The organism is Zoogloea ramigera, assembly GCF_006539865.1.
In the GTDB taxonomy this organism is placed as follows: Bacteria; Pseudomonadota; Gammaproteobacteria; order Burkholderiales; family Rhodocyclaceae; genus Zoogloea; species Zoogloea ramigera.
The window spans coordinates 34,716-58,034 of record NZ_BJNV01000025.1; the positions used below are offsets into that span (position 1 = coordinate 34,716).

A 23,319-nucleotide genomic window follows, 5' to 3' on the forward strand; every position below is an offset into this window, starting at 1 on the left:
AGTGGGGGGGCCGGCCGCGGGTGCCGGAGTGTTTTGCGGCAGCATGACAATGATTTGCATCCTTGTCACGCCGAGTTACGGCGCTGTCGTGAAGAGGCTGACACCTGCGGCGATCAGGTGACGGCGGGTGGCGGTGGGTGAGATATCCAGCGCCGCCTAACTCCGGCACAATGCGGCCTCGCCCTTCCCCGGGCGTTTCCGGTTTCTTGCTGATGTCCTACGAATTCCTCGTCGGGCTGCGCTACACCCGCTCCAGGCGGAGGGCGCAGGGCCGCAATCGATTCATATCCTTCATTTCGCTGGTCTCGATGCTGGGCATCGCGCTGGGCGTGGCGGCGCTGATCGTCGTGCTGTCGGTGATGAACGGCTTTCAGACCGAGCTGCGCACGCGCATCCTCGGGGTGGCCTCCCACGTGCAGATCTCCGGCTTCGACGGCGAGCTGGGCAACTGGCAGCGGGTGGCCGACGATGCCGCCAAGCACCCGCAGGTGCGCGCCGCGGCGCCCTTCGTGCAGGCCCAGGGCATGCTGTCCTTCGACCAGACGGTGCGCGGCACGCTGATCCGCGGCGTGCTGCCGGACGCCGAGGACAAGGTGGCGGATTTTGCCAGGCACATGCGCTTCGGTCGCTTCGAGGATCTGCAGCCGGGTGCCTTCGGCATCGTGCTGGGGGCCGACCTGGCGCGGGCGCTGCGGGTGGGGCCGGGTGAGAAAGTGACCCTGATCGCGCCCCAGGGCCTCGTCACGCCGGCGGCGATCCTGCCGCGGCTCAAGCAGTTCACGGTGGTCGGGATCTTCGAGGTGGGGATGTTCGAGTACGACTCCAGCCTGGCCCTGGTTCATCTGCAGGACGCCCAGACGCTGTACCGCATGGAAGACCGTGTCTCCGGCGTGCGCCTCAAGATCGACGACCTCTTTGCCGCGCCTCGGGTGGCCCGCGAGCTGATGCAGTACGTGGATGCCGACACGCTGATCTCCGACTGGACCAAGAGCCACGCCAACTTCTTCCGGGCGGTGCAGATCGAGAAGAACGTGATGTTCATCATCCTGCTGCTGATCGTCGCGGTGGCGGCCTTCAACATCGTGTCGACGCTGGTGATGGCGGTGCAGGACAAGCAGGCCGACATCGCGATCCTGCGCACCCTGGGCGCCAGCCCGGGCTCGATCATGGCGATCTTCGTGATCCAGGGCGCGCTGATCGGGCTGATCGGCCTGGCGATCGGGGTGCTCGGCGGGGTCACGCTGGCGCTCAACATCGACGTGGTGGTGCCGGCCATCGAGCGGGCCTTCGGCGTCCAGTTTCTGGCCAAAGACGTCTATTACATCTCCGACCTGCCCTCCGAGCTGCAGTGGGCCGACGTGATCACGATCTCCAGTGTCTCCTTCGTGCTGACCCTGGTGGCGACCCTTTATCCGAGCTGGCGCGCGTCGCGGCTCAATCCGGCGGAGGCCCTGCGCTATGAGTGATGTGCCGATGGATCAGCCGGTGATCGAATGCCGCGGTCTCTCCAAGTCGTTCCGCGAGGGCGCCGACGCGGTCGAGGTGCTGCGCGGGGTGAGCCTGTCGGTGGCGCGGGGCGAGCGGGTCGCGGTGATCGGCTCGTCGGGCTCGGGCAAGAGCACGCTGCTGCACCTGCTGGGCGGGCTCGATGTGCCTTCGGCGGGCGAGGTGAAGCTGCTCGGGCGCAATTTTTCGGCCATCTCGGACGCTGAGCGGGGCCGCTTGCGCAATGAATCGCTGGGCTTCATCTACCAGTTCCACCACCTGCTGGGCGAGTTCTCGGCCCTCGAGAACGTGGCGATGCCGCTCTTCGTGCGGCGCCTGCCCCGTGATGAAGCCCTCGCGCGGGCCGCCGAGACGCTGAATGCGGTGGGGCTGGGGCATCGCCTCGAGCACACGCCGGGCGAGCTTTCCGGCGGCGAGCGCCAGCGGGCGGCCATCGCCCGGGCGCTGGTGACCCGGCCAGCCTGTGTGCTGGCCGACGAGCCCACCGGCAACCTTGACCGCCAGACCGCCGAGAAGGTGTTTGCGCTGATGCTCGAGCTGGCCGAGGAGCAGGGCACCGCGTTCGTCATCGTCACCCACGACCCGCAGCTGGCCGGCCGCGCCAACCGGGTGCTGCAGCTGTGTGACGGCGTGCTGGCGGGGTAGGCGAGGGCGCGTCTGTCCCGGCTTGGCCGAGGGCTACGGGTTTACCACGGCGGGGAGCCCTCAAGTTCACCGGCAGGGCGGTCGATAAACGAAGACGTTTGTCAAATTCGATCTCGGTTTCCTTGTCGGAGACCCCATGAAAGCCCTATTCGCCCCCGCGATCCTGCTGCTCAATCGGCTGCGTTTCCCGGTCAAGTTTGCCTTGCTCGGGCTGATCGCCCTGCTGGTGGTCGGCGCGCTTCTGTTCCAGCTGGCGATGTCCTTGCGGGAGAGCATCGTGTATGCCGAAAAGGAACTCGAGGCCAGCGAGCGCCTGCCCCGCGTGCTCAAGGTGATCCAGCTGCTCCAGGAGCATCGCGGCCTGTCGTCTGGCGTGCTGAGCGGCAACGAAGCCATGCGCCCGCTCCTTCAGAAGAAGACGGAGGAGGTCGTCGAGGCCATGAAGCAGGGTGAGGCCGGTCTGTCGGGCGGCGTGGCGCAATCCGCCTCGCAGCGCTGGAAGCAGGTCGCCCAGGACTGGGAGGTCCTGCGCACCGGCGGCCTGCAGCTGACCCAGCGCGAGAGCGTGGTGGCCCATACACGACTGGTCGCCAAGGCCATGGAGGCACTGCACGATCTGGGCGACGACGGTGGCCTGAGCCTCGACCCGTCGGCCGACAGTTTTTACCTTATCGGCGGCGTGCTCCACAGCCTCCCCGATGTGGGCGAGCGCCTCGGCCGCCTGCGGGCCCTGGGCACCGGGGTGCTGTCGTCCAAGGCCCTCGGCGATCAGCAACGCTACGACATCAGCGTGCAGCTGGGCGAGTTGCAGCTTGCCCTGCATGCGGTCAATGAGAACCTGCACCGGGCGGCGGTGGCCAACCCGGGCCTCAAGTCTTCCCTCGAGCGGCTGGAGAAGGAGTTCAACGCGCAGACGAACAAGGTCGTCGAGCATCTGCGGGAGAAGATCCTGAAGGGTGACTTCGAGATGGCGCCCCAGGCTTATTTCGACACGGTGACGGTGGCGATCGACATGAGCTTCGCCAAGAGCTACGACGAGCTGATCCCGGCCGTGCAGACGCTGCTCAAGTCCCGTCTCGACGGGCGCCGCCAGACCTTCGCCCTGCATGCCGCGTTTGCCGGCGTGGCGGTGCTGGTTCTGGTCTATCTGGCAACGGCCTTCTGTTTCGCGATGATGCAGTCGGTGAGTGAGCTGCGGGCTGGCGCCCAGGCGCTGGCCGCCGGTGACCTGCGGGCCCGCATCGCCCTGACAGCTGACGACGAGCTGCGCCTGGTGGCCGGGCAGTTCAACGAGATGGCGGCGGCCTTCTCGGCGGTGATCGGCAAGGTCCAGTCCGGTGCCAACGATGTGGCCAGGGCGGCCGTGGAGTTGGCGGGTTCGGCGTCGCGCGTTTCCGACGGCTCCGAACAGCAGAGCACGTCGGCCACCGGCATGGCCGCGGCCATCGAGGAGATGACCGTGGGGATCTCCGAGATCGCCAGCAGCGCGGCTTCGGCCGAGGGCATCTCGTCGGCGTCGGGGCGCATCTCGTCGGAGGGCGGCGCGGTGGTGGCCAAGACGGTGGGCGAGATGGAGCTCATCGCCAGCTCGGTGCGTGAGTCGGCTGCGGTGATCCAGGACCTGGGCCAGCAGTCGGCGCAGATCTCCACCATCGTCAGCTCCATCAAGGAAATTGCCGATCAGACCAACCTGCTGGCCCTCAACGCCGCCATCGAGGCGGCCCGGGCCGGCGAAACCGGCCGCGGCTTCGCGGTGGTGGCTGACGAGGTGCGCAAGCTGGCCGAGCGCACCGCCAAGGCCACCGATGAGATCACCGGCATGGTGGCCGCAATCCAGAAGGGGACGCGGCTGGCGGTGGAGACGATGAACGAAGGTGTCACGCGGGTCGAGGGCGGCGTCGAGCTGGCCGGGCAGGCCGGTGCCTCGATGGAGCAGATCCGCGCCGGCGCCACCCAGGTGGTGGATGCGGTCGCCGACATTTCGGCGGCGCTGCGCGAGCAGGGCGCGGCGAGCAACGAGATCGCCCGCAGCGTCGAACACATCGCCCAGATGGCCGAACAGAACTCGGCGGCGGTGCGCGACACCGCCAACACCGCCCAGCGCCTTGAGGGCCTGGCCCAGCATCTGCGGGACGAGGTCGCCCACTTCCACATCTGACCATCCCGCCGCCCCGCGGTGGGGCGGCGGCGCGGAGCTCAATCCGGCAGCAGCGCGCCTTCTAGCTCCTGGCGGCCCTGGGGCGAGGCCATCACGATCACGTGCTGGCCGGGCTCCAGCATGAATTCGTCGGACGGGTTGAACACCAGGTTTCCGCCGTGCCTCACCGCCAGCAGCACGTAGTTCGGGCTGCGCAGGCGAAGGGTGTCGAGGGCCCGGGGTTCGAAGCGTTCCGGCACCAGCACCTCCTCGAGCCGCAGCTTGTGCTCCGAGCGCAGCATCTCGTCGAGGAAGGACACCACGTGGGGGCGGATCATGCTCGAGGCGATCCGCATTCCGCCGGTGAAGTCGGGCGAGATCACGCTGTCGGCGCCCGCCTTGCGCAGCTTTTCGGCGTTGCGCACCTCGTGGCAGCGGGCCACGATGCGCACCTTAGGGTTGAGCTGCTTGGCGGTGAACACGATCATCAGGTTGCGGCTGTCGTCCCCGGTGACGGCGAACAGCCCGTGGGCGTCCATGATGCCCGCCGACAGCAACAGCTCGTCGTCGCTGGCGTCGCCGCCCAGGTAAACCAGGCCGGGCGTGCGCTCCCGCTGGGTTTCAAGCGCCGCCTCGTCCGAATCGATGGCCACGAAGTGCCGGTGGGTGGTGGTGAGCTCGTTGGCCACATTGCGGCCGACCCGCCCGAAGCCGCATATGATGAAGTGGCTGTGCAGCTTGCGAACCTGCTTTTCCATGCGTCGTCTCCGCAGCGTGTAGTCGAGATCGGTTTCAAGAAAAAACACCGTGAGGCTGGTGAACAGAAAGGTGACCGCCCCGAAGCCGGCCAGCGCGATCAGGCCGGCAAACAGCCGTTCGCCGAAACTGTGGATCGGCACGACTTCGCCGTAGCCCACCGTGGTGACGGTGATCAGCGTCATGTAGAAGGCGTCGGAGAGGTTGGCCCGCTCCTTGCCGATGAGGTAGAAACCCGCGGTGCCGACCGCCACCAGCGCAAGCAGCACGCCGGCGGCGAGGTAGATGCGCAGCAGGATGCGCGGCAGCTGGCTGTGCCGCCTGGGCAGGTGGGCCGCCTTGCGCCTGTTGAGGTGCAGGAGGCGGCGCAGCAGGGCCAGCACGTAGGCGATCTTTGTCACGGTCGGGACTTCTTGCGCCGCTGCCAGGCGCGCACCAGGTACTGGCGCCAGACCACCCGAACCAGCAGGTAGGCCGTGGCCGACAGCACCGAGGCCAGCGTGATGAGGCCCAGCGCCAGCGGCCGGCCCAGGCCGAGCATCCACTGGGCGAGGGTCTCCAGCCATTCCAGCAGGCCCGCGCCACTCCAGCTGCCCGCCCATTCGGGGGGCGCGGTGAAGTGCCCGCCGCCACCGAGTATCCATTCGCCGATCGTGAACGCCGCGAGGTAGAGCGGAACGATCGTGAAGGGGTTGGTGTAGAGCGTGGTGAACAAGGCCAGCGGCAGGTTGACCCGGAACAGCACGCAGCACAGCGCCGCACCCAGCATCTGGAAGGGGCCCGGGATCAGGCCGCAGAACATCCCCACCGCCACCGCGCCCGCGGCCGAATGGCGGTTGAGGTGCCACAGCCGGGGGTGGAGTAGCGTGTCCCCGAAGGGCGCCAGCCAGCGGTTGGTGGCCAGGGCCTGGTGATCCGGCAGGTGGCGCTTGAGCAGTCGTCGCATCGTCGTGTGGGTGTTCGAATGGCTTCCGGTCTTCCGACACCCGGTCTCCCGCAATGGTCCTGATAGCTGTCGTTGACAGCCCCCGGCGGGCTCAAGATCCGTATGGCGGTGCTCATGGGGGGCACCGAACTTCCGCCCTTGCGTATCGTCTGGCGGGTCGGATTGCCATTTTCACGACGATTCTAACCGAGAGCCCGATTGTGGGCTGCATGTGCACCCCTGGCCGGTTTTAGGATAGATTCCGGCCTATGGGGGTTACTTCTCTGGCATTCGCGATTGGCATTCTGGCGTGGCAGCTCGGCGCCACGGCGCCGCCGCATAACGGGGGGTGGGTGGCGTGCCTGGCGGCGGCCGGGCTGCTTGCCGCCGTGCTTTTGCGTGGCCGCTCCGGCCTGATCGGGCGTGCTGCGGCCGTGCTGGTGCTGGCGGCCGCGATCAGCACCGGCTGGGCCTACGCGGCCTGGCGGGCCGAGCTGCGCCTCTCCGAGGCCCTGCCCGGCGAGTGGGAGGGGCGGGACGTGGTCGTGACGGGTGTGGTCGCCAGCCTGCCCCAGGATTTCGAGCGGGGTCTGCGCTTCGTCTTCGAGGTTGAAGAGAGCGCCGCGCCGCTGCCGCCGAAGATCTCGCTGGCCTGGTACAAGGGCTTCCGCGACGAGGAGATGCACATGCTGCCGCCCCTCCACGCGGGCGAGCGCTGGCGCCTGACGGTCCGCCTCAAGCGGCCCCACGGCAATGTTAACCCCCACGGTTTCGACTATGAGCGCTGGCTGCTGGAGCAGGGTATCCGGGCCACCGGTTACGTGCGGCCGGCGCCCGACAACCAGCGGCTCGACGCCTTCGTGCCGGGCTTCATGTATGGGGTCGAGCGCCTGCGCGAGGGCGTGCGGGAGCGCTTTCGCCGGGCCTTGCCGGAGGGCGCCTACGCCGGCGTGCTGGTGGCGCTGGCGGTGGGCGACCAGCGCTCGATTCCGCCGGAGCTGTGGCGAGTGTTTGCACGGACGGGCATCTCCCACCTGGTGGCGATCAGCGGGATGCACGTGACGATGATCGCCGCCCTGTTCGCCGGCGCCGTTGGCGGCCTGTGGCGGCGCAGCCCGGCGCTGGCGCTGCGCTGGCCGGCCCAGCAGGCCGGGGTGGTGGCGGGTTTCGTCGTCGCGTTTCTGTATTGCCTGCTGGCGGGCTGGGGCGTGCCGGCCCAGCGCACCCTCTACATGCTGGGCTGCGTGGCCTTTGCGCTGGTGCTGCGGCGGGAGACCGCGCCCGGCCGGGTGCTGGCGCTGGCCCTGGCGGTGGTGCTGGTGCTCGACCCGTGGGCGGTGATGGCGGCCGGCTTCTGGCTTTCGTTCGGGGCGGTGGCGCTGCTCTTTCTCGTCAGTAGCGGCCGCCTGGTGCCGGAGGGGCGGCTGCGGGGTGCGCTGCGGGCCCAGTGGGCGGTGACCCTCGGGCTGGTGCCGGCGCTGCTCGTGCTGTTTCAGCAGTTCTCGCTGGTCTCGCCGCTGGCCAACGCCATCGCGATTCCGCTGGTCAGTTTCGTCGTCACGCCGCTGGCCATCGGTTTCGCGATTCTGCCCTTGCAGATGCTGGCCGACCTGGCCCACGCGGCCTTCACGCTGACGATGCTGCCCATCGACTGGCTCGCCGAGCTGCCGTGGGCCAGCTGGCAGCAGGCCGCGCCGCCGCCCTGGCTGGCGGTGCTGGCTTCCCTGGGCTGCGTCTGGGCGCTGCTGCCGCGGGGCACGCCGGCGCGTTGGGTCGGCCTGGCGATGCTGCTGCCGCTGCTGCTGTGGGCGCCGGCCCGGCCCACGCCGGGGGAGGCCCGGGTGACGGTACTCGACGTGGGGCAGGGGCTGGCGGTGCACGTGCAGACCGCCGGCCACGACCTGCTCTACGACACCGGCCCGGCCTTCTCGGCCGATGCCAACAGCGGTGAGCGCATCCTGCTGCCCTACCTGCGGGCGGAGGGCGTGCGGCGGCTCGACAGCCTGGTGGTCACCCACCAGGACAACGACCATTCGGGTGGCGCCGAGGCCGTGTTGACCGGCATCCCGGTGGCTGAAGTGCGCTCGTCGCTGTCGCAGAACCACCCGGCCCGCCTCATCGCCGGCGCCCGCCACCAGCCCTGCGTGGCCGGCCAGACGTGGGATTGGGACGGGGTGCGCTTCACCATGCTCCACCCCGGCCGCGCCGCGGACGACAGCCCGGGCAGCAAGACCAATGACGTGGCCTGTGTGCTGCGGGTCGAGGCTGGTGGCCTGAGCGCCTTGCTGACATCGGACATCGAGGCCGTCTCGGAGGCCGAGTTGTTGCAAGGGCAGGCCGGGCAGCTGGCCAGCGACGTGCTGGTGGTGCCCCACCATGGCAGCCGCAGCTCATCGACGGCCGCCTTCATTGCGGCTACGCGGCCGCGCTGGGTGATTTTTCCGGTGGGCTATCTCAACCGTTTCCGCCATCCCAACGCCCAGGTCTGGGCGCGCTGGGCCGCCACCGGGGCCGGCATGTGGCGCACCGATGCGGCGGGCGCGGTGAGCGTGCATCTGGCCCCCGGCGGGCCCCGCTTCGAAACGGCCCGCGCGGCAGCGCCACGCTACTGGCACGGCCGCTGAGGCGCGGTGCCGGCGCCGCCGATGCTATCCTTGGCCATCGTCATTCATGCCCCAGACCCGCCATGAGCCAGAACCCCGACTTCAGCCTGCCTTCCCCCACCGACACGGCGTCTGGCCCGCGCCGGCGCAGCGTCCAGTGCGTCGGCCCCCATGGGCTGCACCGCATGTCCTACCTGGAGTGGGGCGACGCCCGCAATCCCGAAGTACTGGTGTGCGTGCATGGGCTGACCCGCAACGGGCGCGATTTCGACGATCTGGCCCGGGCGCTGGCGCCGCGTTACCGGGTGATCTGCCCGGACGTGGTCGGGCGTGGCCTGAGCAGCTGGCTGCCGGTGAAGGACGACTATCAGCTGCCCACCTATGTGGCCGACATGATCACGCTGATCGCCCGGCTAGACGTGGACACCGTGCATTGGGTCGGCACCTCGATGGGCGGGCTGATCGGCATGATCATCGCCAGCATGCCCGACAACCCGATCCGCCGGCTGGTGCTCAACGATGTGGGGCCGGTGATCACCGCGGCGTCGCTGGCGCGCATCGGACAGTATGTGGGGACGGCGCCGGTCTTCCCCGGCTTTGAGGCGGCCGAGGCCTACATCCGGGCGGTGAGTGCGCCCTTCGGGCATCTGTCCGATGCCCAGTGGCGGCATCTCACCGAGAGCTCGGTCAGGGAGGTCGAGGGCGGCTGGGCGATGCGCTACGACCCGGGCATCGGCGACCCCTTCCGCAAGACGCCGACCCTCGAAGACGTGAGCCTGTGGCCGATCTACGACGCCATCGGCTGCCCCACGCTGCTGATGCGCGGGGCCGAGTCCGACCTGCTGACCCGTGAGACGGCCGACGAGATGGGGCAGCGTGGCCCCCGTGCCCGGCTCGTCGAGATCCCGGGCGTCGGCCACGCGCCCACGCTGATGGATGCCGCCCAGATTGCGCCGATCCGTGACTTCCTGCTGGGCGGTGAGGCGGTGCGATGAGCGGCGCCTGGCTGGCGGCCTTCAGCCTGCCCGACTGGATCGCGATGGGGTGGTTCCTGACGTGCTGGGTGGGCTATGGCTGGGTGGTCGAGCACGGCCCGCTGGGCAGCACCCGCGGGCTGCTCGGGGCGAGCCATGGGTTCCGCCTCGAATGGGGCCGGCAGATGCTGCGCCGGGACAACCGCATGGCGGATGTGGCGTTGATCGGCAACCTGATGCAGAACGTGTCGTTCTACGCCAACACCACCATCTACGTGATCGCCGGCCTCTTGGCGCTGCTCGGGACGATGGACCGCTTGATCGACGTGGCCTCCGACCTGCCCTTTGCGCGGCATGTGTCGCGCGAGGTGTGGGAAGTGAAGCTGCTTCTGCTGCTGATGGTGTTCATCGTCGCGTACTTCAAGTTCACCTGGTCGCTGCGCCAGTTCAACATGCTGTCGCTGGTGGTGGGCGCCGCGCCACCCCCGGGCGAGGGTAGCGAGGTGGACGCGCGGCGCTTTGCGCGGATCAACGCCCTGTCGGGGGACGAGTTCAACCGGGGCATTCGCGCGTACTACTTTGGGCTGGCGGCGGTGTTCTGGTTCATCCAGCCGTGGATCTTCGTGGCGGTCACCACGCTGATCATCGGCGTGCTGTACCGCCGCGACTTCCGCTCCCAGACCCTCGCGGCGATGCAGAGCTGAGGCGGGCCGGGTTGCCTTATTCGTCCTGCTCGAGCTTCACCGCCACCGAGTTGATGCAGTAGCGCAGCCCGGTGGGGGCGGGGCCGTCCTCGAAGACATGGCCCAGGTGGGCGCCGCAGTTCTTGCACAGGACTTCGGTGCGCAGCATGAAGTGGCTGCGGTCTTCGGCTTCTTCGACGTTGTCGGGCGCGGCGGCGGCGTAGAAGCTGGGCCAGCCGCAGCCGGAGTCGAACTTGTGCTCGGATGAGAACAGGTCGGCGCCGCAGCAGGTGCAGCGGTACTGGCCGGGCTCGTGGCAGTCCCAGTAGCGGCCGGTGAAGGCGCGCTCGGTGCCTTTCTGGCGGGTCACGTGGTATTCGTCGGGGCTGAGCTGGGCGCGCCATTCGGCGTCGGTCTTCTCGATCTTGCGGGTCATCGCGGTCTCCGGGGCAAAAAAAGGGCGGGAAGCAAGCTCCCACCCATCACTGACCGTGGATCAGTGCAGATGTTTCGGCATCTGCTCGGCCTGTTCTTCGGGCAGCTCGGCATGCACGGCCTCGCCCTCGGGCGAGGGGTACATGGGGGCGCCGCAGTCGTCGCAGTATTCCATGGGGAACTCGTTGTCGAGCACCAGCAGGTCGGTGATGCCACAGGCGCGCAGGGTGGCTTCGATTTCGGCGAGGGTCTCGCTGCTTTCGTCTTCCGCGCCCAACAGCGGCCACACCACGCCGTGCACGACCTCGCTCTGGGCGCGCAGCGTGAAGCCGATGCGGTATTCCTCGACCTGGCGCTCGAAGAAGGGCGCCACCACGGCACGCAGGCCGGTGGCCGGGGTGTCGAGGGTGGTGGACAGGAAGGCCACCGAGGCCTGGATGGAGTAGGGCCGCGAGGCCTTGTCGGCTTCGCGGCTGGCGGCGAAGTAGGCGTTGGGCAGCACCACCTCGAAGGCGCAGCCGGTGAGCAGCGGCGCAAAGCAGGCGCCGCCCTGGGCGCGCCATTGTTCCTGGGCCTGCTCGCGGGTGCAGTCTTCTTCCTGCCAGCGGAAGATGGGCGCGCCCTTGGGCACCATCACCGCGCCCAGCAGGTAGCGGGTGTCGGACAAGAACTGGGCGGTTTCGGGCAGGTTGTCAGTCTTGATGTGCAGGTCGGTGTCGGTGCCGGCGGCCTTGCCCAGGTGGGTGGCGAAATCGGCCGTGGCGCAGTAGCCCTGGGGCAGCTGGTCGGGGCTGAACAGGAAGTCGGCGAGGGCCAGCCGGACGTCCTTGGCGAGCACGTGGGCCTTGAGCTGGACGCGCAGGTTGGACATGGCGGCTGCGGCGATCGGCGCGGCCGGGATGCGGTAGCGCGACCAAGCCATCACCGGGGCGGCGATCAGCAGCACGTCGTGCTGTTCGTCGGACTTGAGTGCGCCTTCGGCCCGCGACTCGATCATGTCGGCCAGCTCGTCGTAGGCGTGGGCGCTGGCCGTGGAGAGGTGGTCGAGGGCGGTGTTGAGGGCGTCTTCGTCTTCGGAGCGCAGCAGGGTGTCGACGGCGTCGGCGAGGCGCTGGTCCCAGAAGTGGTCTTCGGCCCGGCTGCTCGAATCGGCCAGACCATTGGCGAGCCACAGAAGCTGTTCGGCGTCCCGCGGCAGGCCGCCGCGGCGCCCGAGTCGGTTGCGTTTCATCGGGGCTCTCCTTTTAATGTTGATGAGGTTTTGACAGGTGGCACAGGCCGATGATCGGCCGGCCGGCGTTTAGTAGGAGGGCGGGTCGAGGCGGACTTCCTGGAGGATGATGGTGGAGATCTCCTCGATGGACTTGGCGGTGGAGTCCAGCCACTTGATGCCCTCACGCTTCATCATGCGCTGGGCGGCCTCGATCTCGTGGAGACAGTTCTCGATGGAGGCGTAGCGGCTGTTGGGGCGGCGCTCCTGGCGGATCTGCGACAGGCGGTCGGGCCCGATGGTGAGGCCGAACAGCTTGCCGCGGTAGCGGGTGAGCTCGACGGGCAGCTTGTTGCGCTCGAAGTCTTCGGGGATCAGCGGGTAGTTGGCGGCCTTGATGCCGAACTGCATCGCCAGGTAGAGGCTGGTGGGCGTCTTGCCCGAGCGGCTCACGCCGACCAGGATCACGTCGGCCTCGGCCAGGTCGGCGTGGGAGACGCCGTCGTCGTGGGCCAGGGTGAAGTTGATCGCTTCGATGCGGCGCTTGTAGTCCTGGCTTTCGGCAATGCCGTGGAAGCGCCCGGCGGCATGGGTGGAGCGCTGCCCGAGCTCGTTCTCGAGGGGCTCGATGAACTTCTCGAAGAGATCGAGGAAGAGGGCGTCGGCTTCGCGCAGGCCAGCCACCGCGTCGGGGTCGACCAGCGTGTTGAAGACGATCGGGCGCTGGCCGCTCTCGACGGCGGCGTCGCGGATTTTCATGGCGCAGTCGCGGGCCTTGTCGGGGGAGTCGACAAAGGGCATGCGGTGGGGGCGGAAGCGGGTATCCGGGAACTGGGCCAGAAGACTGTGACCGAGGGTCTCGGCCGTGATGCCGGTGCCGTCTGAAACGAAGAAAACGGGGCGGGTCTGGGTCATGGAGGTGCCAACAGGGAAAGGACGATGATGCTTGGCCCGGCGCCGCCGGGCGATGCTGCATCTTATCCCATTCCGGCCCCGAGGGCAGGCCACAGAGGGCTTCCGGCGGGCGTGGAGGGTTCCACGCATTAGGATAAACCCTGGATGCGGCATAGCAACATTGGTCTTAGAATACGGTCCGAATAAATATCAAACGCCGTTTTCTTTTTCTCCCAGGAAGATCCCCCATGGCCCGCAATGTCATTCCGTTCCAAGAACTTCGCATGAGCGACGTCGAGCAGGTTGGCGGCAAGAACGCCTCCCTCGGCGAGATGATCAGCCAGCTGCCCGCCAGCGTGCGCGTTCCCGGCGGCTTCGCCACCACCGCCGACGCTTACCGCAAGTTCCTGTCCCATCAAGGCCTGGCCGAGCGCATCCGCGCCGCCCTCGAGAGCCTCGACGTGGATGACGTGGTGTCCCTGGCCCGCTGCGGCGCCCAGATCCGCCAGTGGATCGTCGACACCCCCTTCCCGGCCGAGCTCGAAGCCGAGATCAAGGCGGCCTACGACCAGCTCACCGCCGAAGGCGACGGCAGCTTCGCGGTGCGTTCCTCCGCCACCGCCGAAGACCTGCCGGATGCGTCCTTTGCCGGCCAGCAGGAATCCTTCCTGAACATCCACGGCTACCAGAACATCCTGCACGCCATCAAGGAAGTCTTCGCGTCGCTCTACAACGACCGCGCCATCGCTTACCGCGTGCACAAGGGCTTCACCCACGCTGAAGTCGCCCTGTCGGCCGGCGTGCAGCGCATGGTCCGCTCCGACATCGGCGCCTCCGGCGTGATGTTCACCATGGACACCGAATCCGGCTTCGACGGCGTGGTCTTCATCACCGCCTCCTACGGCCTCGGCGAAACCGTCGTGCAGGGCGCCGTGAACCCGGACGAGTTCTACGTGCACAAGGCCACCCTGGCCCAGGGCAAGCCGGCCGTGATCCGCCGCAACCTCGGCTCCAAGCTGATCAAGATGGTCTTCGCCGACAAGAAGGAAGCCGGCAAGTCCACCCGCACCGTCGACGTCTCCGAAGCCGAGCGCAATGTTTACTCGCTGACCGACGCCGACGTGCTGGAGCTCGGCCGCTACGCCATGATCATCGAGCAGCACTACGGCCGCCCGATGGACATCGAGTGGGGCAAGAGCGGCGACGATGGCAAGCTGTACATCCTGCAGGCCCGCCCGGAAACCGTGAAGAGCCAGCAGGCTGGCCACGTGCTCGAGAAGTACCGCCTCAAGCAGTACGGCAAGTCCCTCACCCACGGCCGCGCCATCGGCCAGAAGATCGGCGCCGGCCAGGTCCGCGTCGTCAAGGACGCCTCCGAGATGGACCGCGTCAAGGCCGGCGACGTGCTCGTCACCGACATGACCGACCCGAACTGGGAGCCGGTGATGAAGCGCGCTGCCGCCATCGTCACCAACCGCGGCGGCCGCACCTGCCACGCGGCGATCATCGCCCGTGAGCTGGGCATCCCCGCCATCGTCGGCTGCGGCAACGCCACCGAAGTGCTGAGCGAGAACGAGGACGTCACCGTCTCGTGTGCCGAAGGCGACACCGGCTACGTTTACCGCGGCAAGCTCGACTTCGAGGTCGTCACCACCGACACCGGCAACCTGCCCGAGATCCCCGTCAAGATCATGATGAACGTGGGCAACCCGGAGCTGGCCTTCGAATTCGCCCAGATCCCGAACGAAGGCGTCGGCCTGGCCCGCCTCGAGTTCGTCATCAACAACATGATCGGCATCCACCCGAAGGCGATCCTCGAGATCAACCAGGTGCCGGCCAGCCTGCGTGCCGAGATCCTGCGCCGCTCCCGCGGCTACGCCACGCCGAAGCAGTTCTTCATCGAGAAGCTGGTCGAGGGCGTCGCCACCATCGCCGCGGCCTTCTACCCGAAGCCCGTCATCGTCCGCCTGTCCGACTTCAAGTCCAACGAGTACCGCAAGCTGCTCGGCGGCGAGATCTACGAGCCGGAAGAAGAAAACCCCATGCTGGGCTTTCGCGGCGCCTCCCGTTACATCGCCCACAGCTTCCGCGACTGTTTCGAGATGGAATGCGCCGCGATGAAGAAGGTGCGCAACGAACTCGGCCTTACCAATGTGCAGCTGATGGTGCCCTTCGTGCGTAACGTCGAAGAAGCCCAGGGCGTGGTCGAGCTGCTGGCCGAGCACGGCCTGAAGCGCGGCGAGAACGAGCTCAAGCTCATCATGATGTGCGAGATCCCGTCCAACGCGCTGCTCACCGAAGAGTTCCTGAAGCACTTCGACGGCTACTCCATCGGCTCCAACGACCTGACCCAGCTGACCCTGGGCCTCGACCGCGACTCCGGCCTGGTGGCCCACGCCTTCGACGAGCGCGATCCGGCGGTCAAGATCCTGCTGTCGATGGCCATCAAGGGCGCCAACAAGCTGGGCAAGTATGTCGGCATCTGCGGCCAGGGCCCCTCGGATCACCCCGATCTGGCCGAGTGGCTGATGGACGAAGGCATCCAGACCATCTCCCTCAACCCGGACACCGTGGTTGATACCTGGCTGAAGCTGTCGGCCCACAGCAAGGGCGAGTGATCGCGCGCCTGCGCTGACAAGTAGCAAATGAAGCCGGCCCGTCGAAAGACGGGCCGGTTTTGTTTTGGGAGGCGGCGTCGATGAACGCAGACCCTCCGTCGCCTCAAAATGAGGCGATCGAGGCTTGCCGTCACCCTCCGGTTTCAGAGCAGATGCCAAACTGGCCCTGGCGGCGCAAAATGGGCGCGACAGGGAAGCGCGGCGGCGCGGGCAAGGAGGTGGCATGGATTTCGAATGGTGGCACTGGATCGTGCTGGGCATTGCGTTGGTGATCGCCGAGCTGGCGGTGCCGGCCTTTTTCGTGATCTGGTTCGGGCTGGGGGCCCTGCTGGTGGGGCTGTTGCTGCTCGTGGCGCCGCTGGGGGCGACGGCGCAGATCGGCCTGTGGATCGTCGCGTCGGTGGCGATGGTGGGGCTGTGGTTCCGGGTGTTCAAGAGCGGTGAGTATCTGCGCTCGCGTACGCAGGTCGGCCAGTCGGATGGGGACACGCTAGGCGAGATCGGGCTCATGACGAAGCCGACGGAAGCTTTCGCCCGGGGCAAGGTGCGCTTTCAGAAGCCGGTGCTGGGGGCAGAGGAGTGGGAGTGCGTGGCCGATGCGCCCATTGCCATGGGAGAGCGGGTGCGGGTGGTGGCGATCGAGGGCAGTTTCCTGAAGGTTGTGAAAGCGTGAGGAGCAGGCCATGAGTGATGCAATGTTTGTCGTGCTGGCGATCCTGGTGTTTGTGGCGGTGACGATCGCCAAGGGGGTGCGCATCGTGCCCCAGGGCGAGGAGTGGATCGTGGAGCGGCTGGGCAAGTATTACGGGACGCTGAAGCCGGGCCTCAACATCATCATCCCCTACCTGGACAAGGTGGCCTACAAGCTGGTGACCAAGGACATCATCCTGGATGTGCAGGAACAGGAGGTGATCACCCGCGATAACGCGGTCATCCTTACCAACGCGATCGCCTTTTTGAAGGTGACCGACCCGGTGAAGGCGGTTTATGGCGTGACCGATTTTTCCGAGGCGATCCGCAACATGATCATGACCACGCTGCGCTCGATCATCGGCGAGATGGAACTGGACGAGGCCCTGTCGAGCCGCGACAAGATCAAGGCGCGCCTGCGCGAGATGATCGCCGACGAGGCGGTGGATTGGGGTCTGACCGTGAAGTCGGTGGAGATCCAGGACATCAAGCCTTCCGAGTCGATGCAGAAGGCGATGGAGCAGCAGGCCTCGGCCGAGCGGGAACGCAAGGCCGTGGTGACCCGCGCCGAGGGCGCCAAGCAGGCGGCGATCCTGGAGGCGGAGGCGCGGCTGGAGTCGTCAAAGCGCGACGCCAACGCTCAGGTGATGCTGGCTGAGGCGTCGGCCGAGTCGATCCGTCGGGTGGCCGCGGCGGTGGGCACCGAGACTGCGCCGATGCTGTTTTTGCTGGGCGAGAAGTACATCGCGTCGCTGGAGCGGATGGGCTCGGCCGACAACGCCAAGGTGGTGGTGTTGCCGGCTGATCTGCAGGAGGCGGTGCGTGGCCTGGTGGGCGGGGCGCTGAAGCGTTAGCCGCCGGGGCTTCGTCATCGGCGCCGGGCCATGTAGGATAGGCGGCCTATGTTTGCCTACATCGTCCGCCGCCTGCTGTATGCGCCGCTGATCCTCATCGGCGTCAATCTGCTCACCTTTGCGCTGTTCTTCGTCGTGAACACCCCCGACGACATGGCGCGCATGCAGTTGGGCGCCAAGCGCGTGACACCCGAGGCGATTGAGCGCTGGAAGGTGGAGCGGGGCTACGACAAGCCACTGCTCTTCGATGGTGCGGCGGAGGGGGCGCAGAAGCTCACCAACACCATCTTCTTCGAGAAATCCCTGCGCATGTTCGTGTTCGACTTTGGCCGCGCCGACGATGGGCGCGACATCGCCAACGAGCTGACGACACGCATGGGGCCGTCCCTGGCGATCGCATTGCCGACCTTCGTGCTGGGGCTGTTTGTGACGGTGTGCTTTGCATTGCTGCTGGTTTTCTTTCGGGCGTCCTACCTGGATTTCTGGGGCGTGGTGCTGTGTGTGGCGATGATGTCGATCTCCGGGCTGTTCTACATCATCGGTGGCCAGTGGCTGGTGTCCAAGGTGTGGCATCTGGTCCCGATCTCGGGCTACGGCGCCGGGCTGGATGCGGGGCGCTTTCTGGTGCTGCCGGTGGTGATCGGGGTGATCGCCGGCATCGGCGGGAGCGCGCGCTGGTATCGCACGATCTTCCTCGAGGAGGCAGGCAAGGACTATGTGCGCACGGCCCGGGCCAAGGGGCTGTCCGAGCTGCAGGCGCTGTTCCGCCATGTGCTGAAGAACGCGATGATCCCGATCCTGACCGGCGTGGTGGTGGTGATCCCGTCGCTTTTCATGGGCAGCCTGATCTATGAATCGTTCTTCGGCATCCCGGGCCTCGGCAGCTACACGATAGACGCGATCAATTCGCAGGATTTTCCGGTGGTGCGGGCGATGGTCTTCATCGGGTCGCTGCTGTACATCGTCGGGCTGATCCTTACCGATCTGTCTTACACCTTGGTCGACCCGCGGGTGAGGCTGGAATGATGGGCTTTCAACCGGTGGTCCTGTGGACCGATCTGCTTCTTTTTGGCCTGCTTGGCTGCATACTGCTTGCAGCCTGGAGTGCCCGCCGCAGCGAACCCATGCGTGCCGCCTGGGGGCGGGTGGGGGCGAGCGGGGTCGGGATGACGTCCCTCACGCTGCTGCTGATCTTCGTGCTGGTGGGGCTCGTCGACAGCCTGCATTACCGGGAGCGCCTGGCGCCCGCCGGCGTTGCGGCCGCCGAGACGAAGCCGCAGCTATCCACTGACGTCCGCAGCGCGCTCGACGCGCTTGCCGAGCCTCTGCGCACGCGGGTCGAGAAAACCTACTCGGCACCGCTGGCCTGGCAGCTTTTTGCCCGCCAGACCGTGGAGGGCAAGGATGGCAGCCAGCATCGCGAGTTCCCGCGCCTTAAGTACGGCGGCGCGGGGCTGCAGTATCCGGAACAAGACCTGGCCGGTGACGTGGCGGGCCGCATCGCCACTGGGCTTGCGGCGGCAGCGGGCGTCTGGCTGGTGTTGGCGGGGGCGGTCGTGGGGCTGGTGGCGCGTTCGCGGCGGGTGCCCTTTGGCGCGGGCTGGCGGGCTGTGTGGCGTGGCAAGGGCGGGCTGGCCTGGCGGGCGATGCTGCTCACACTGGCCGGTGTGCTGTTGCTGGTGGGGCCGGTCACGGCGCTGGCCACCGAATACCACGTGTTCGGCACCGACAAGGTGGGTCAGGATGTACTCTTCCTCACCCTCAAGAGCATCCGCACGGCGTTGGTGATCGGAACCCTGACGACCCTCGTCACGCTGCCCCTGGCCGTGGCGTTGGGGATCGTAGCGGGCTACCTTGGCGGCTGGGTCGATGACGTGATCCAGTACGTTTACACGGTGCTCAACTCGATCCCCGGTGTATTGCTGATCGCCGCCGCGGTGCTGATGATGCAGGTGGTGATCGACACTCACCCCCAGTGGTTCGAGACTGCTGCCGAGCGGGCCGACGCGCGCCTGCTGGCCTTGTGCCTGATCCTCGGGATGACCAGCTGGACGGGTCTGTGCCGCCTGCTGCGCGGCGAAACCCTCAAGCTGCGGGAGCTTGAATACGTGCAGGCGGCGCGGGCCTTTGGGGTGTCGACCACCCGCATCCTGGCTCGCCACGTGCTGCCCAACCTGATGCACCTGGTGCTGATCGCGCTGGTGATGGATTTTTCGGGCCTGGTGCTGGCCGAGGCGGTGCTCTCTTACGTGGGCATCGGTGTCGATCCGAACACCATCAGCTTTGGCACGATGATCAACGCCGCCCGCATGGAACTCGCCCGTGAGCCCATGGTGTGGTGGAGCCTGGTGGCGGCCTTCATCTTCATGTTCGTGCTGGTGCTGGCCGCCAACCTGTTTGCCGACGTGGTGCGAGACGCCTTCGACCCGCGGGCGAGCTGAGCTTCAGGTGGGTTTTGAGGCGGGCTTCCTGGGGGCAACCTTCCGCCGGGGCTTGCTTGCTGCCTTGGGCTTGGGTGCTTCGGGGGCCATGTTTGCATCCGGGGCAAGGGCGGTGAACTGGGCGGGGATCCGGCTGGTGATTGTCGACGGCTCGGCCACCATCGCGGCGTCTGACAGCAGTCCGACCTGGTAGTGGCCGTTGTAGTAAACGATGCTGATCGCCAGGCCGAGGTCGCCGGGGGCCGGACTCCAGAACATTTCCTCGACGATCTTTGCCCCTGCCAGGTAGCGCGCCTGGCGGGAGCCCTGCACGTGGCAAAGCAGGGCGCTGGTCTTGGCCGCCAGCAGGCGGAGCGTCTGCTGCTGCACGGCCTTGGGGGTCTGGCCGATGAGGCTGAAGATGCCGAGGGCGCGCTGGGTGTCGTAGGCTTTTGCGAACACATCCACGCGGCGGTGCGTTTCGGCCAGCCGTTCGCGCGGGTCGGCGATGCCCACGGGCAGCTCGATGAGCATCAGTCCGCTGCGGTTGCCGAGCGGGTCGTCGGCCTCGGCGTTACGCAGGTTGACCGGCATCAGCGTGCGCAACTCCACGCCGGCGGTCGCTGCGCCTTGGTTCCGGAGGTGGTCGTGCAGCGCGCCACTGAGGCAGGCGAGCAGTACGGCATCGGTCGTCGTGCCGGTGTTGTCGGCGAGCTCCTGCACGGCATCTTCGGGCAGCGGCGTACTCCAGCTGACCCGCTTGACGCCTTGGGGCTGCCCCTTCAGGAAGGTCAGGCTGTCGTCCTGCAAGCCGGTGAGCTTGCCGATCTCGAGGGCCAGGGCTGCGCTCGCCCGGGCGTAATCGAACACCTGCTGGGGGTTGAGCATCAGGCTCAGGTACTTCGCCCAGAAGGCTCCCGATATCTTGATGCTTTCAATCATGCCGCGGGTGAGCGGGGCGCAGAGTTGCTCGAAGAAGTTGTCTGGATGATCACCGGTGGGGGTTTCCGGAGGCGTTTCGTCGTCGGGCCCGGCATCGGTGAGGGAGCGGAGTACGCTGAAAAGGGCGATGCCGTCGGCGATGCAGTGATGGATGCGGACGATGAGCGCGCTGCCCTGCTGATAATGCCTCACCAGATGAAGCTGCCAGAGCGGACGTGTCGGGTCGAGGGGGCGGGCGGCCAGTTCGCCCACGGTGGCTTCGAGGGCCGCCCGTTCATCGCCGGCCGGCAAGGTGAGCTCGACGATGTGGGCGTTCAGGTCTACCTGCCCGCTCTCCCAGACGGCCCCGGCGCTATCGCGCAGTACGTGCTGGCCGAAGCGTTCAAGGCGCAGCAGGCGGGTCTGCAGCCGTTCTTCGAGGCGTTGCCGGTCGAGTGGAGTTTCGAGCAACAGCACGCCAACGACATGCATGAGGTTGGTGTCCCGTTCGATCTGAAGCCAGGTCAGATCCAGGCTGCCGAGTCGTTCAAGTTTGCTCATGGACGGGTTTCTCCGGAAGGACAGGCGGGCGTCGCGTCGCAGATTTTGCGCTCATTCTTCGGGCGCCGGAAGGTATCCACGCCGTCCCGGCCCAGTTAAAGAAGCGCCCCCTGCCTGCCGTAAAGAATAATCAATGGCGGGAAATTTGCCTGCAGCTGGCTTCGGATCCAAAAAATGACAACGCTCGCCGTCACTCCCCCTGAAGAGTTCATCGAGTTTCTAGAAGACGATGAACCGGCCCACGCTGCACCTGCCGAGCGCCCATGGAAGGTGCTCATCGTCGACGACGATGCCGAGGTGCACCAGGCCACACTGTTCGCACTTCGTGGGGTCACCATCAGCAACAGGAAGCTGGAGTTGCTGAACGCCTATTCATCCGCGGAGGCCCGGGAGGTACTCGAGGCCAATCGGGATGTGGCGGTGATCCTGCTCGATGTGGTCATGGAGAGTCATGACGCCGGGCTCACCCTGGTTCAGGTCATCCGCGAAGAGCTCGGACGGCGGGATACGCGAATCATCCTGCGTACGGGCCAGCCGGGTTACGCACCCGAGCTAAGCGTGATCCGCGATTACGACATCAACGACTATCGGACCAAGTCCGAGCTCACCCACACCCGGCTGATCACAACCCTGACTGCCGCGATCCGCTCCTACGAACAGATCTGCGCGCTCGACGAGCATCGCCGGGGCCTTGAGCGCATCATCGAGACCGGCAATCAGCTGTTCGTCCCGAGGGACATGCGTGCCTTTGCCGAAGTCGCCTTGAAGCACTTGGCGGACTTCGTCGGTGGTTCGCTCAATGCGGTGTTCTGCGGCCCCCCGACAGGCGGCTGGGAAGGGGAGGACCGTGAAGATTTGCGCGTCCTTGCCAGCTGCGGCCGCTACCATGGTCTGACTGAAACGGCCCTCGCCGAAATCGGCAGCGAGATCTTGCGGAGCTCCCTGATGAGATGCCTCGCTGCGCGACGCCATGTGTTCGATGCGGGTGCGGCTTGTCTGTATCTCGGGCGAGTTCACGGAAAGGAGGCGCTGATTCATGTCGATCTCCCCCGCCCGGCCACTGAGTTGACCCGCAGGATGGTCGAGGTGCTTTGCATCAACCTCGGTGTGGGGTTCGAAAATGTCGTGCTGTTTGAGCGTCTGCGGCTATTTGCCTACTATGACCCGCTCACACGCCTGCCCAATCGCAAGCGCTTCCTTGATCTGATCGACGAGGATATGTCAGTTCTTGCGGGTGGCGGCTGGACCCTCGGGATCATCGACATCGTACGTTTCTCGGAGCTGAACGATGCGCTGGGGCACCGCAGCGGAGACCTGTTGCTCGTCGAGGTGACCCGGCGTCTTCAGGAGGCGGTCGGTCCGGACGCAGTGGTGGCTCGTGTCGCCGGTGATGCGTTCGGTGTCTGCTGGAAACCCGGCCACGAGGGAGCGGGGGCAGCGCTGGAAATCTTCGCAGCCCCTTTTACCGTGCGCGGACACGCGATTCCCATCCGCGCTCGAGCAGGTTTCGTTGATCTAACGGCCACCCCGGGCGGGGCTGTCGAACTCCTGAAGCGAGCGAATCTGGCCCTCAGTCACGCAAAGCAGGCCGGCAACCAGCACTGGCGCTTTTTTTCGGGCGAGATGGAGGCGACCACCCAGAATCGCGTGCGCCTGCTTACCGAATTGCGCTCGGCGTTGAATCAGGGCAAGGGGCTTGAGCTGCATTACCAGCCACAGGTCGCGTCCGACAGCCACGCGCTCGTGGGTTGTGAAGCCTTGATCCGCTGGGTCAAGGCCAGCGGAGAGGCGATCTCGCCTGATGTCTTCATTCCTCTCGCAGAATATACGGGCATGATCGTGGATATCGGGGATTGGGTCCTCCGCGAGGCTTGTCGGCAGATCGTGCGTTGGGATGCCTTGGGGGTGCCGGGTTTTCGGGTGGGAATCAACATTTCTGCCGCTCAGTTCCGCGAGCCCGATTTTGTGGCGAAAACAGCCCGGATCATTCTGGAGAGCGGAGTTGCCCCGTCCCGACTAGAGCTCGAAATCACAGAATCGGTTGCAATGGAAGATCCCGTTTCGGTGGCGCATCAGTTGCGCGAACTCAAAGCTTTAGGTTTGCGGGTTGCCGTTGATGATTTTGGTTGCGGATTCTCATCCCTGGGCAGCCTCAATCGTCTGCCTTTCGACAGGATCAAGATCGATCGTGCCTTCGTTGCAGAATTGACGCCAGAAACCCGGGAGGACTGCATTGCGACGATGATCGTAAAGTTGGCCAAGAGTCTGGGGCTGGATGTCATCGCCGAGGGTGTCGAAACCGACCAGCAGGCCCGTCTTCTGGATGAAATGGGCTGCGGGGAAATGCAAGGCTTCCTTTATGCCCGCCCGATGCGGGCGGGGGAACTGGAGAAGTGGATTGCTTGCTCAGCGCCGGCGTCTCAGTAGTCCACGCAGTCAAAGCTCGGCTGTCTCTCCAAAATTTATTTTCTCTAATGTGTTGACGCT

At 66.6% G+C, this 23,319-nt stretch carries 18 protein-coding genes; 12 read left to right on the top strand and 6 right to left on the bottom strand.

Annotated features, from left to right (window positions below; genetic code table 11):
• Window positions 1–212: 212 nt before the first annotated feature.
• From ZRA01_RS08970 to ZRA01_RS08980, 3 genes are all read left to right on the top strand, one after another.
• Entirely contained in the window at window positions 213–1,466 is a 1,254-nt protein-coding gene (locus ZRA01_RS08970) for a lipoprotein-releasing ABC transporter permease subunit (protein ID WP_141351395.1), read from the top strand.
• Entirely contained in the window at window positions 1,459–2,151 is a 693-nt protein-coding gene (lolD, locus tag ZRA01_RS08975; protein WP_141351397.1) for a lipoprotein-releasing ABC transporter ATP-binding protein LolD, read from the top strand. Before ZRA01_RS08970 ends, lolD begins: the two co-directional genes overlap by 8 nt.
• A gap of 136 nt (window positions 2,152–2,287) precedes the next feature.
• The gene (locus tag ZRA01_RS08980; protein WP_141351399.1) at window positions 2,288–4,309 is read left to right on the top strand and encodes a methyl-accepting chemotaxis protein; all 2,022 of its coding nucleotides are present in this window, start codon (window positions 2,288–2,290) and stop codon (window positions 4,307–4,309) included.
• A 38-nt stretch (window positions 4,310–4,347) separates the two neighbouring features.
• Here ZRA01_RS08980 and ZRA01_RS08985 read toward each other — a convergent pair whose 3' ends face one another.
• Entirely contained in the window at window positions 4,348–5,445 is a 1,098-nt protein-coding gene (locus tag ZRA01_RS08985; RefSeq protein ID WP_246093497.1) for a potassium channel family protein, read from the bottom strand.
• On the bottom strand, window positions 5,442–5,990 hold the full coding sequence (locus ZRA01_RS08990; RefSeq protein ID WP_141351401.1) for a DUF2062 domain-containing protein: 549 nt from the start codon (window positions 5,988–5,990) through the stop codon (window positions 5,442–5,444). Before ZRA01_RS08990 ends, ZRA01_RS08985 begins: the two co-directional genes overlap by 4 nt.
• Before the next feature lie 248 nt (window positions 5,991–6,238).
• On the opposite strand from ZRA01_RS08990, the gene ZRA01_RS08995 reads away from it, so the two are divergent.
• From ZRA01_RS08995 to ZRA01_RS09005, 3 genes are all read left to right on the top strand, one after another.
• Entirely contained in the window at window positions 6,239–8,593 is a 2,355-nt protein-coding gene (locus tag ZRA01_RS08995) for a DNA internalization-related competence protein ComEC/Rec2 (protein WP_141351403.1), read from the top strand.
• Between the two features lie 62 nt (window positions 8,594–8,655).
• Complete coding sequence (locus ZRA01_RS09000; protein ID WP_246093502.1) at window positions 8,656–9,567, top strand: alpha/beta fold hydrolase; 912 nt, start codon at window positions 8,656–8,658, stop codon at window positions 9,565–9,567.
• Window positions 9,564–10,250, top strand: a complete 687-nt coding sequence (locus tag ZRA01_RS09005; RefSeq protein WP_141351404.1) for a DUF599 domain-containing protein — start codon at window positions 9,564–9,566, stop codon at window positions 10,248–10,250. Before ZRA01_RS09000 ends, ZRA01_RS09005 begins: the two co-directional genes overlap by 4 nt.
• A gap of 16 nt (window positions 10,251–10,266) precedes the next feature.
• Here ZRA01_RS09005 and msrB read toward each other — a convergent pair whose 3' ends face one another.
• From msrB to ppsR, 3 genes are all read right to left on the bottom strand, one after another.
• Window positions 10,267–10,665 carry a peptide-methionine (R)-S-oxide reductase MsrB gene (msrB, locus tag ZRA01_RS09010; RefSeq protein WP_141351406.1) on the bottom strand — a complete coding sequence of 133 codons (399 nt, stop codon included), beginning with the start codon at window positions 10,663–10,665 and terminating at the stop codon, window positions 10,267–10,269.
• A 60-nt stretch (window positions 10,666–10,725) separates the two neighbouring features.
• Window positions 10,726–11,895 carry a DUF2863 family protein gene (locus ZRA01_RS09015; protein ID WP_141351408.1) on the bottom strand — a complete coding sequence of 390 codons (1,170 nt, stop codon included), beginning with the start codon at window positions 11,893–11,895 and terminating at the stop codon, window positions 10,726–10,728.
• Window positions 11,896–11,964: 69 nt separating this feature from the next.
• Window positions 11,965–12,789: a posphoenolpyruvate synthetase regulatory kinase/phosphorylase PpsR gene (gene ppsR, locus ZRA01_RS09020; protein ID WP_141351410.1), complete on the bottom strand. Its 825-nt coding sequence runs from the start codon at window positions 12,787–12,789 to the stop codon at window positions 11,965–11,967.
• Between the two features lie 227 nt (window positions 12,790–13,016).
• On the opposite strand from ppsR, the gene ppsA reads away from it, so the two are divergent.
• The 5 genes from ppsA (at window position 13,017) to ZRA01_RS09045 (ending at window position 19,371) form a co-directional block, all read left to right on the top strand.
• Window positions 13,017–15,386 (top strand): phosphoenolpyruvate synthase, encoded by a 2,370-nt coding sequence (gene ppsA / locus ZRA01_RS09025; protein WP_141351412.1) that lies wholly within the window; start codon window positions 13,017–13,019, stop codon window positions 15,384–15,386.
• Between the two features lie 223 nt (window positions 15,387–15,609).
• Window positions 15,610–16,059 (top strand): NfeD family protein, encoded by a 450-nt coding sequence (locus ZRA01_RS09030; RefSeq protein ID WP_141351414.1) that lies wholly within the window; start codon window positions 15,610–15,612, stop codon window positions 16,057–16,059.
• A 10-nt stretch (window positions 16,060–16,069) separates the two neighbouring features.
• A complete protein-coding gene (locus ZRA01_RS09035; protein WP_141351416.1) occupies window positions 16,070–16,930 on the top strand; it encodes an SPFH domain-containing protein in 861 nt (286 codons plus the stop codon).
• Window positions 16,931–16,978: 48 nt separating this feature from the next.
• Window positions 16,979–17,956 (top strand): ABC transporter permease, encoded by a 978-nt coding sequence (locus tag ZRA01_RS09040; protein WP_141351418.1) that lies wholly within the window; start codon window positions 16,979–16,981, stop codon window positions 17,954–17,956.
• Window positions 17,956–19,371 carry an ABC transporter permease gene (locus ZRA01_RS09045; protein ID WP_141351436.1) on the top strand — a complete coding sequence of 472 codons (1,416 nt, stop codon included), beginning with the start codon at window positions 17,956–17,958 and terminating at the stop codon, window positions 19,369–19,371. Before ZRA01_RS09040 ends, ZRA01_RS09045 begins: the two co-directional genes overlap by 1 nt.
• A 3-nt stretch (window positions 19,372–19,374) precedes the next feature.
• Here the strand turns inward: ZRA01_RS09045 and ZRA01_RS09050 are convergent, their stop codons facing one another.
• Window positions 19,375–20,832 carry a wax ester/triacylglycerol synthase domain-containing protein gene (locus ZRA01_RS09050; RefSeq protein WP_141351420.1) on the bottom strand — a complete coding sequence of 486 codons (1,458 nt, stop codon included), beginning with the start codon at window positions 20,830–20,832 and terminating at the stop codon, window positions 19,375–19,377.
• Window positions 20,833–21,006: 174 nt separating this feature from the next.
• Here ZRA01_RS09050 and ZRA01_RS09055 point away from each other — a divergent pair, with 174 nt between their 5' ends.
• Window positions 21,007–23,259, top strand: coding sequence for a GGDEF/EAL domain-containing response regulator (locus ZRA01_RS09055; RefSeq protein ID WP_141351422.1), 2,253 nt, complete (start codon window positions 21,007–21,009; stop codon window positions 23,257–23,259).
• The last annotated feature ends 60 nt before the right edge of the window (window positions 23,260–23,319 follow it).

Excerpts from the sequence above, each read along its gene's own strand:
- ZRA01_RS08970 (WP_141351395.1), top strand. The coding sequence starts at position 213 with ATGTCCTACGAATTCCTCGTCGGGCTGCGCTACACCCGCTCCAGGCGG.
- lolD (WP_141351397.1), top strand. The coding sequence starts at position 1,459 with ATGAGTGATGTGCCGATGGATCAGCCGGTGATCGAATGCCGCGGTCTC.
- ZRA01_RS08980 (WP_141351399.1), top strand. The coding sequence starts at position 2,288 with ATGAAAGCCCTATTCGCCCCCGCGATCCTGCTGCTCAATCGGCTGCGT.
- ZRA01_RS08990 (WP_141351401.1), bottom strand. The coding sequence starts at position 5,990 with ATGCGACGACTGCTCAAGCGCCACCTGCCGGATCACCAGGCCCTGGCC.
- ZRA01_RS08995 (WP_141351403.1), top strand. The coding sequence starts at position 6,239 with ATGGGGGTTACTTCTCTGGCATTCGCGATTGGCATTCTGGCGTGGCAG.
- ZRA01_RS09000 (WP_246093502.1), top strand. The coding sequence starts at position 8,656 with ATGAGCCAGAACCCCGACTTCAGCCTGCCTTCCCCCACCGACACGGCG.
- ZRA01_RS09005 (WP_141351404.1), top strand. The coding sequence starts at position 9,564 with ATGAGCGGCGCCTGGCTGGCGGCCTTCAGCCTGCCCGACTGGATCGCG.
- msrB (WP_141351406.1), bottom strand. The coding sequence starts at position 10,665 with ATGACCCGCAAGATCGAGAAGACCGACGCCGAATGGCGCGCCCAGCTC.
- ZRA01_RS09015 (WP_141351408.1), bottom strand. The coding sequence starts at position 11,895 with ATGAAACGCAACCGACTCGGGCGCCGCGGCGGCCTGCCGCGGGACGCC.
- ppsR (WP_141351410.1), bottom strand. The coding sequence starts at position 12,789 with ATGACCCAGACCCGCCCCGTTTTCTTCGTTTCAGACGGCACCGGCATC.
- ppsA (WP_141351412.1), top strand. The coding sequence starts at position 13,017 with ATGGCCCGCAATGTCATTCCGTTCCAAGAACTTCGCATGAGCGACGTC.
- ZRA01_RS09030 (WP_141351414.1), top strand. The coding sequence starts at position 15,610 with ATGGATTTCGAATGGTGGCACTGGATCGTGCTGGGCATTGCGTTGGTG.
- ZRA01_RS09035 (WP_141351416.1), top strand. The coding sequence starts at position 16,070 with ATGAGTGATGCAATGTTTGTCGTGCTGGCGATCCTGGTGTTTGTGGCG.
- ZRA01_RS09040 (WP_141351418.1), top strand. The coding sequence starts at position 16,979 with ATGTTTGCCTACATCGTCCGCCGCCTGCTGTATGCGCCGCTGATCCTC.
- ZRA01_RS09045 (WP_141351436.1), top strand. The coding sequence starts at position 17,956 with ATGGGCTTTCAACCGGTGGTCCTGTGGACCGATCTGCTTCTTTTTGGC.
- ZRA01_RS09050 (WP_141351420.1), bottom strand. The coding sequence starts at position 20,832 with ATGAGCAAACTTGAACGACTCGGCAGCCTGGATCTGACCTGGCTTCAG.
- ZRA01_RS09055 (WP_141351422.1), top strand. The coding sequence starts at position 21,007 with ATGACAACGCTCGCCGTCACTCCCCCTGAAGAGTTCATCGAGTTTCTA.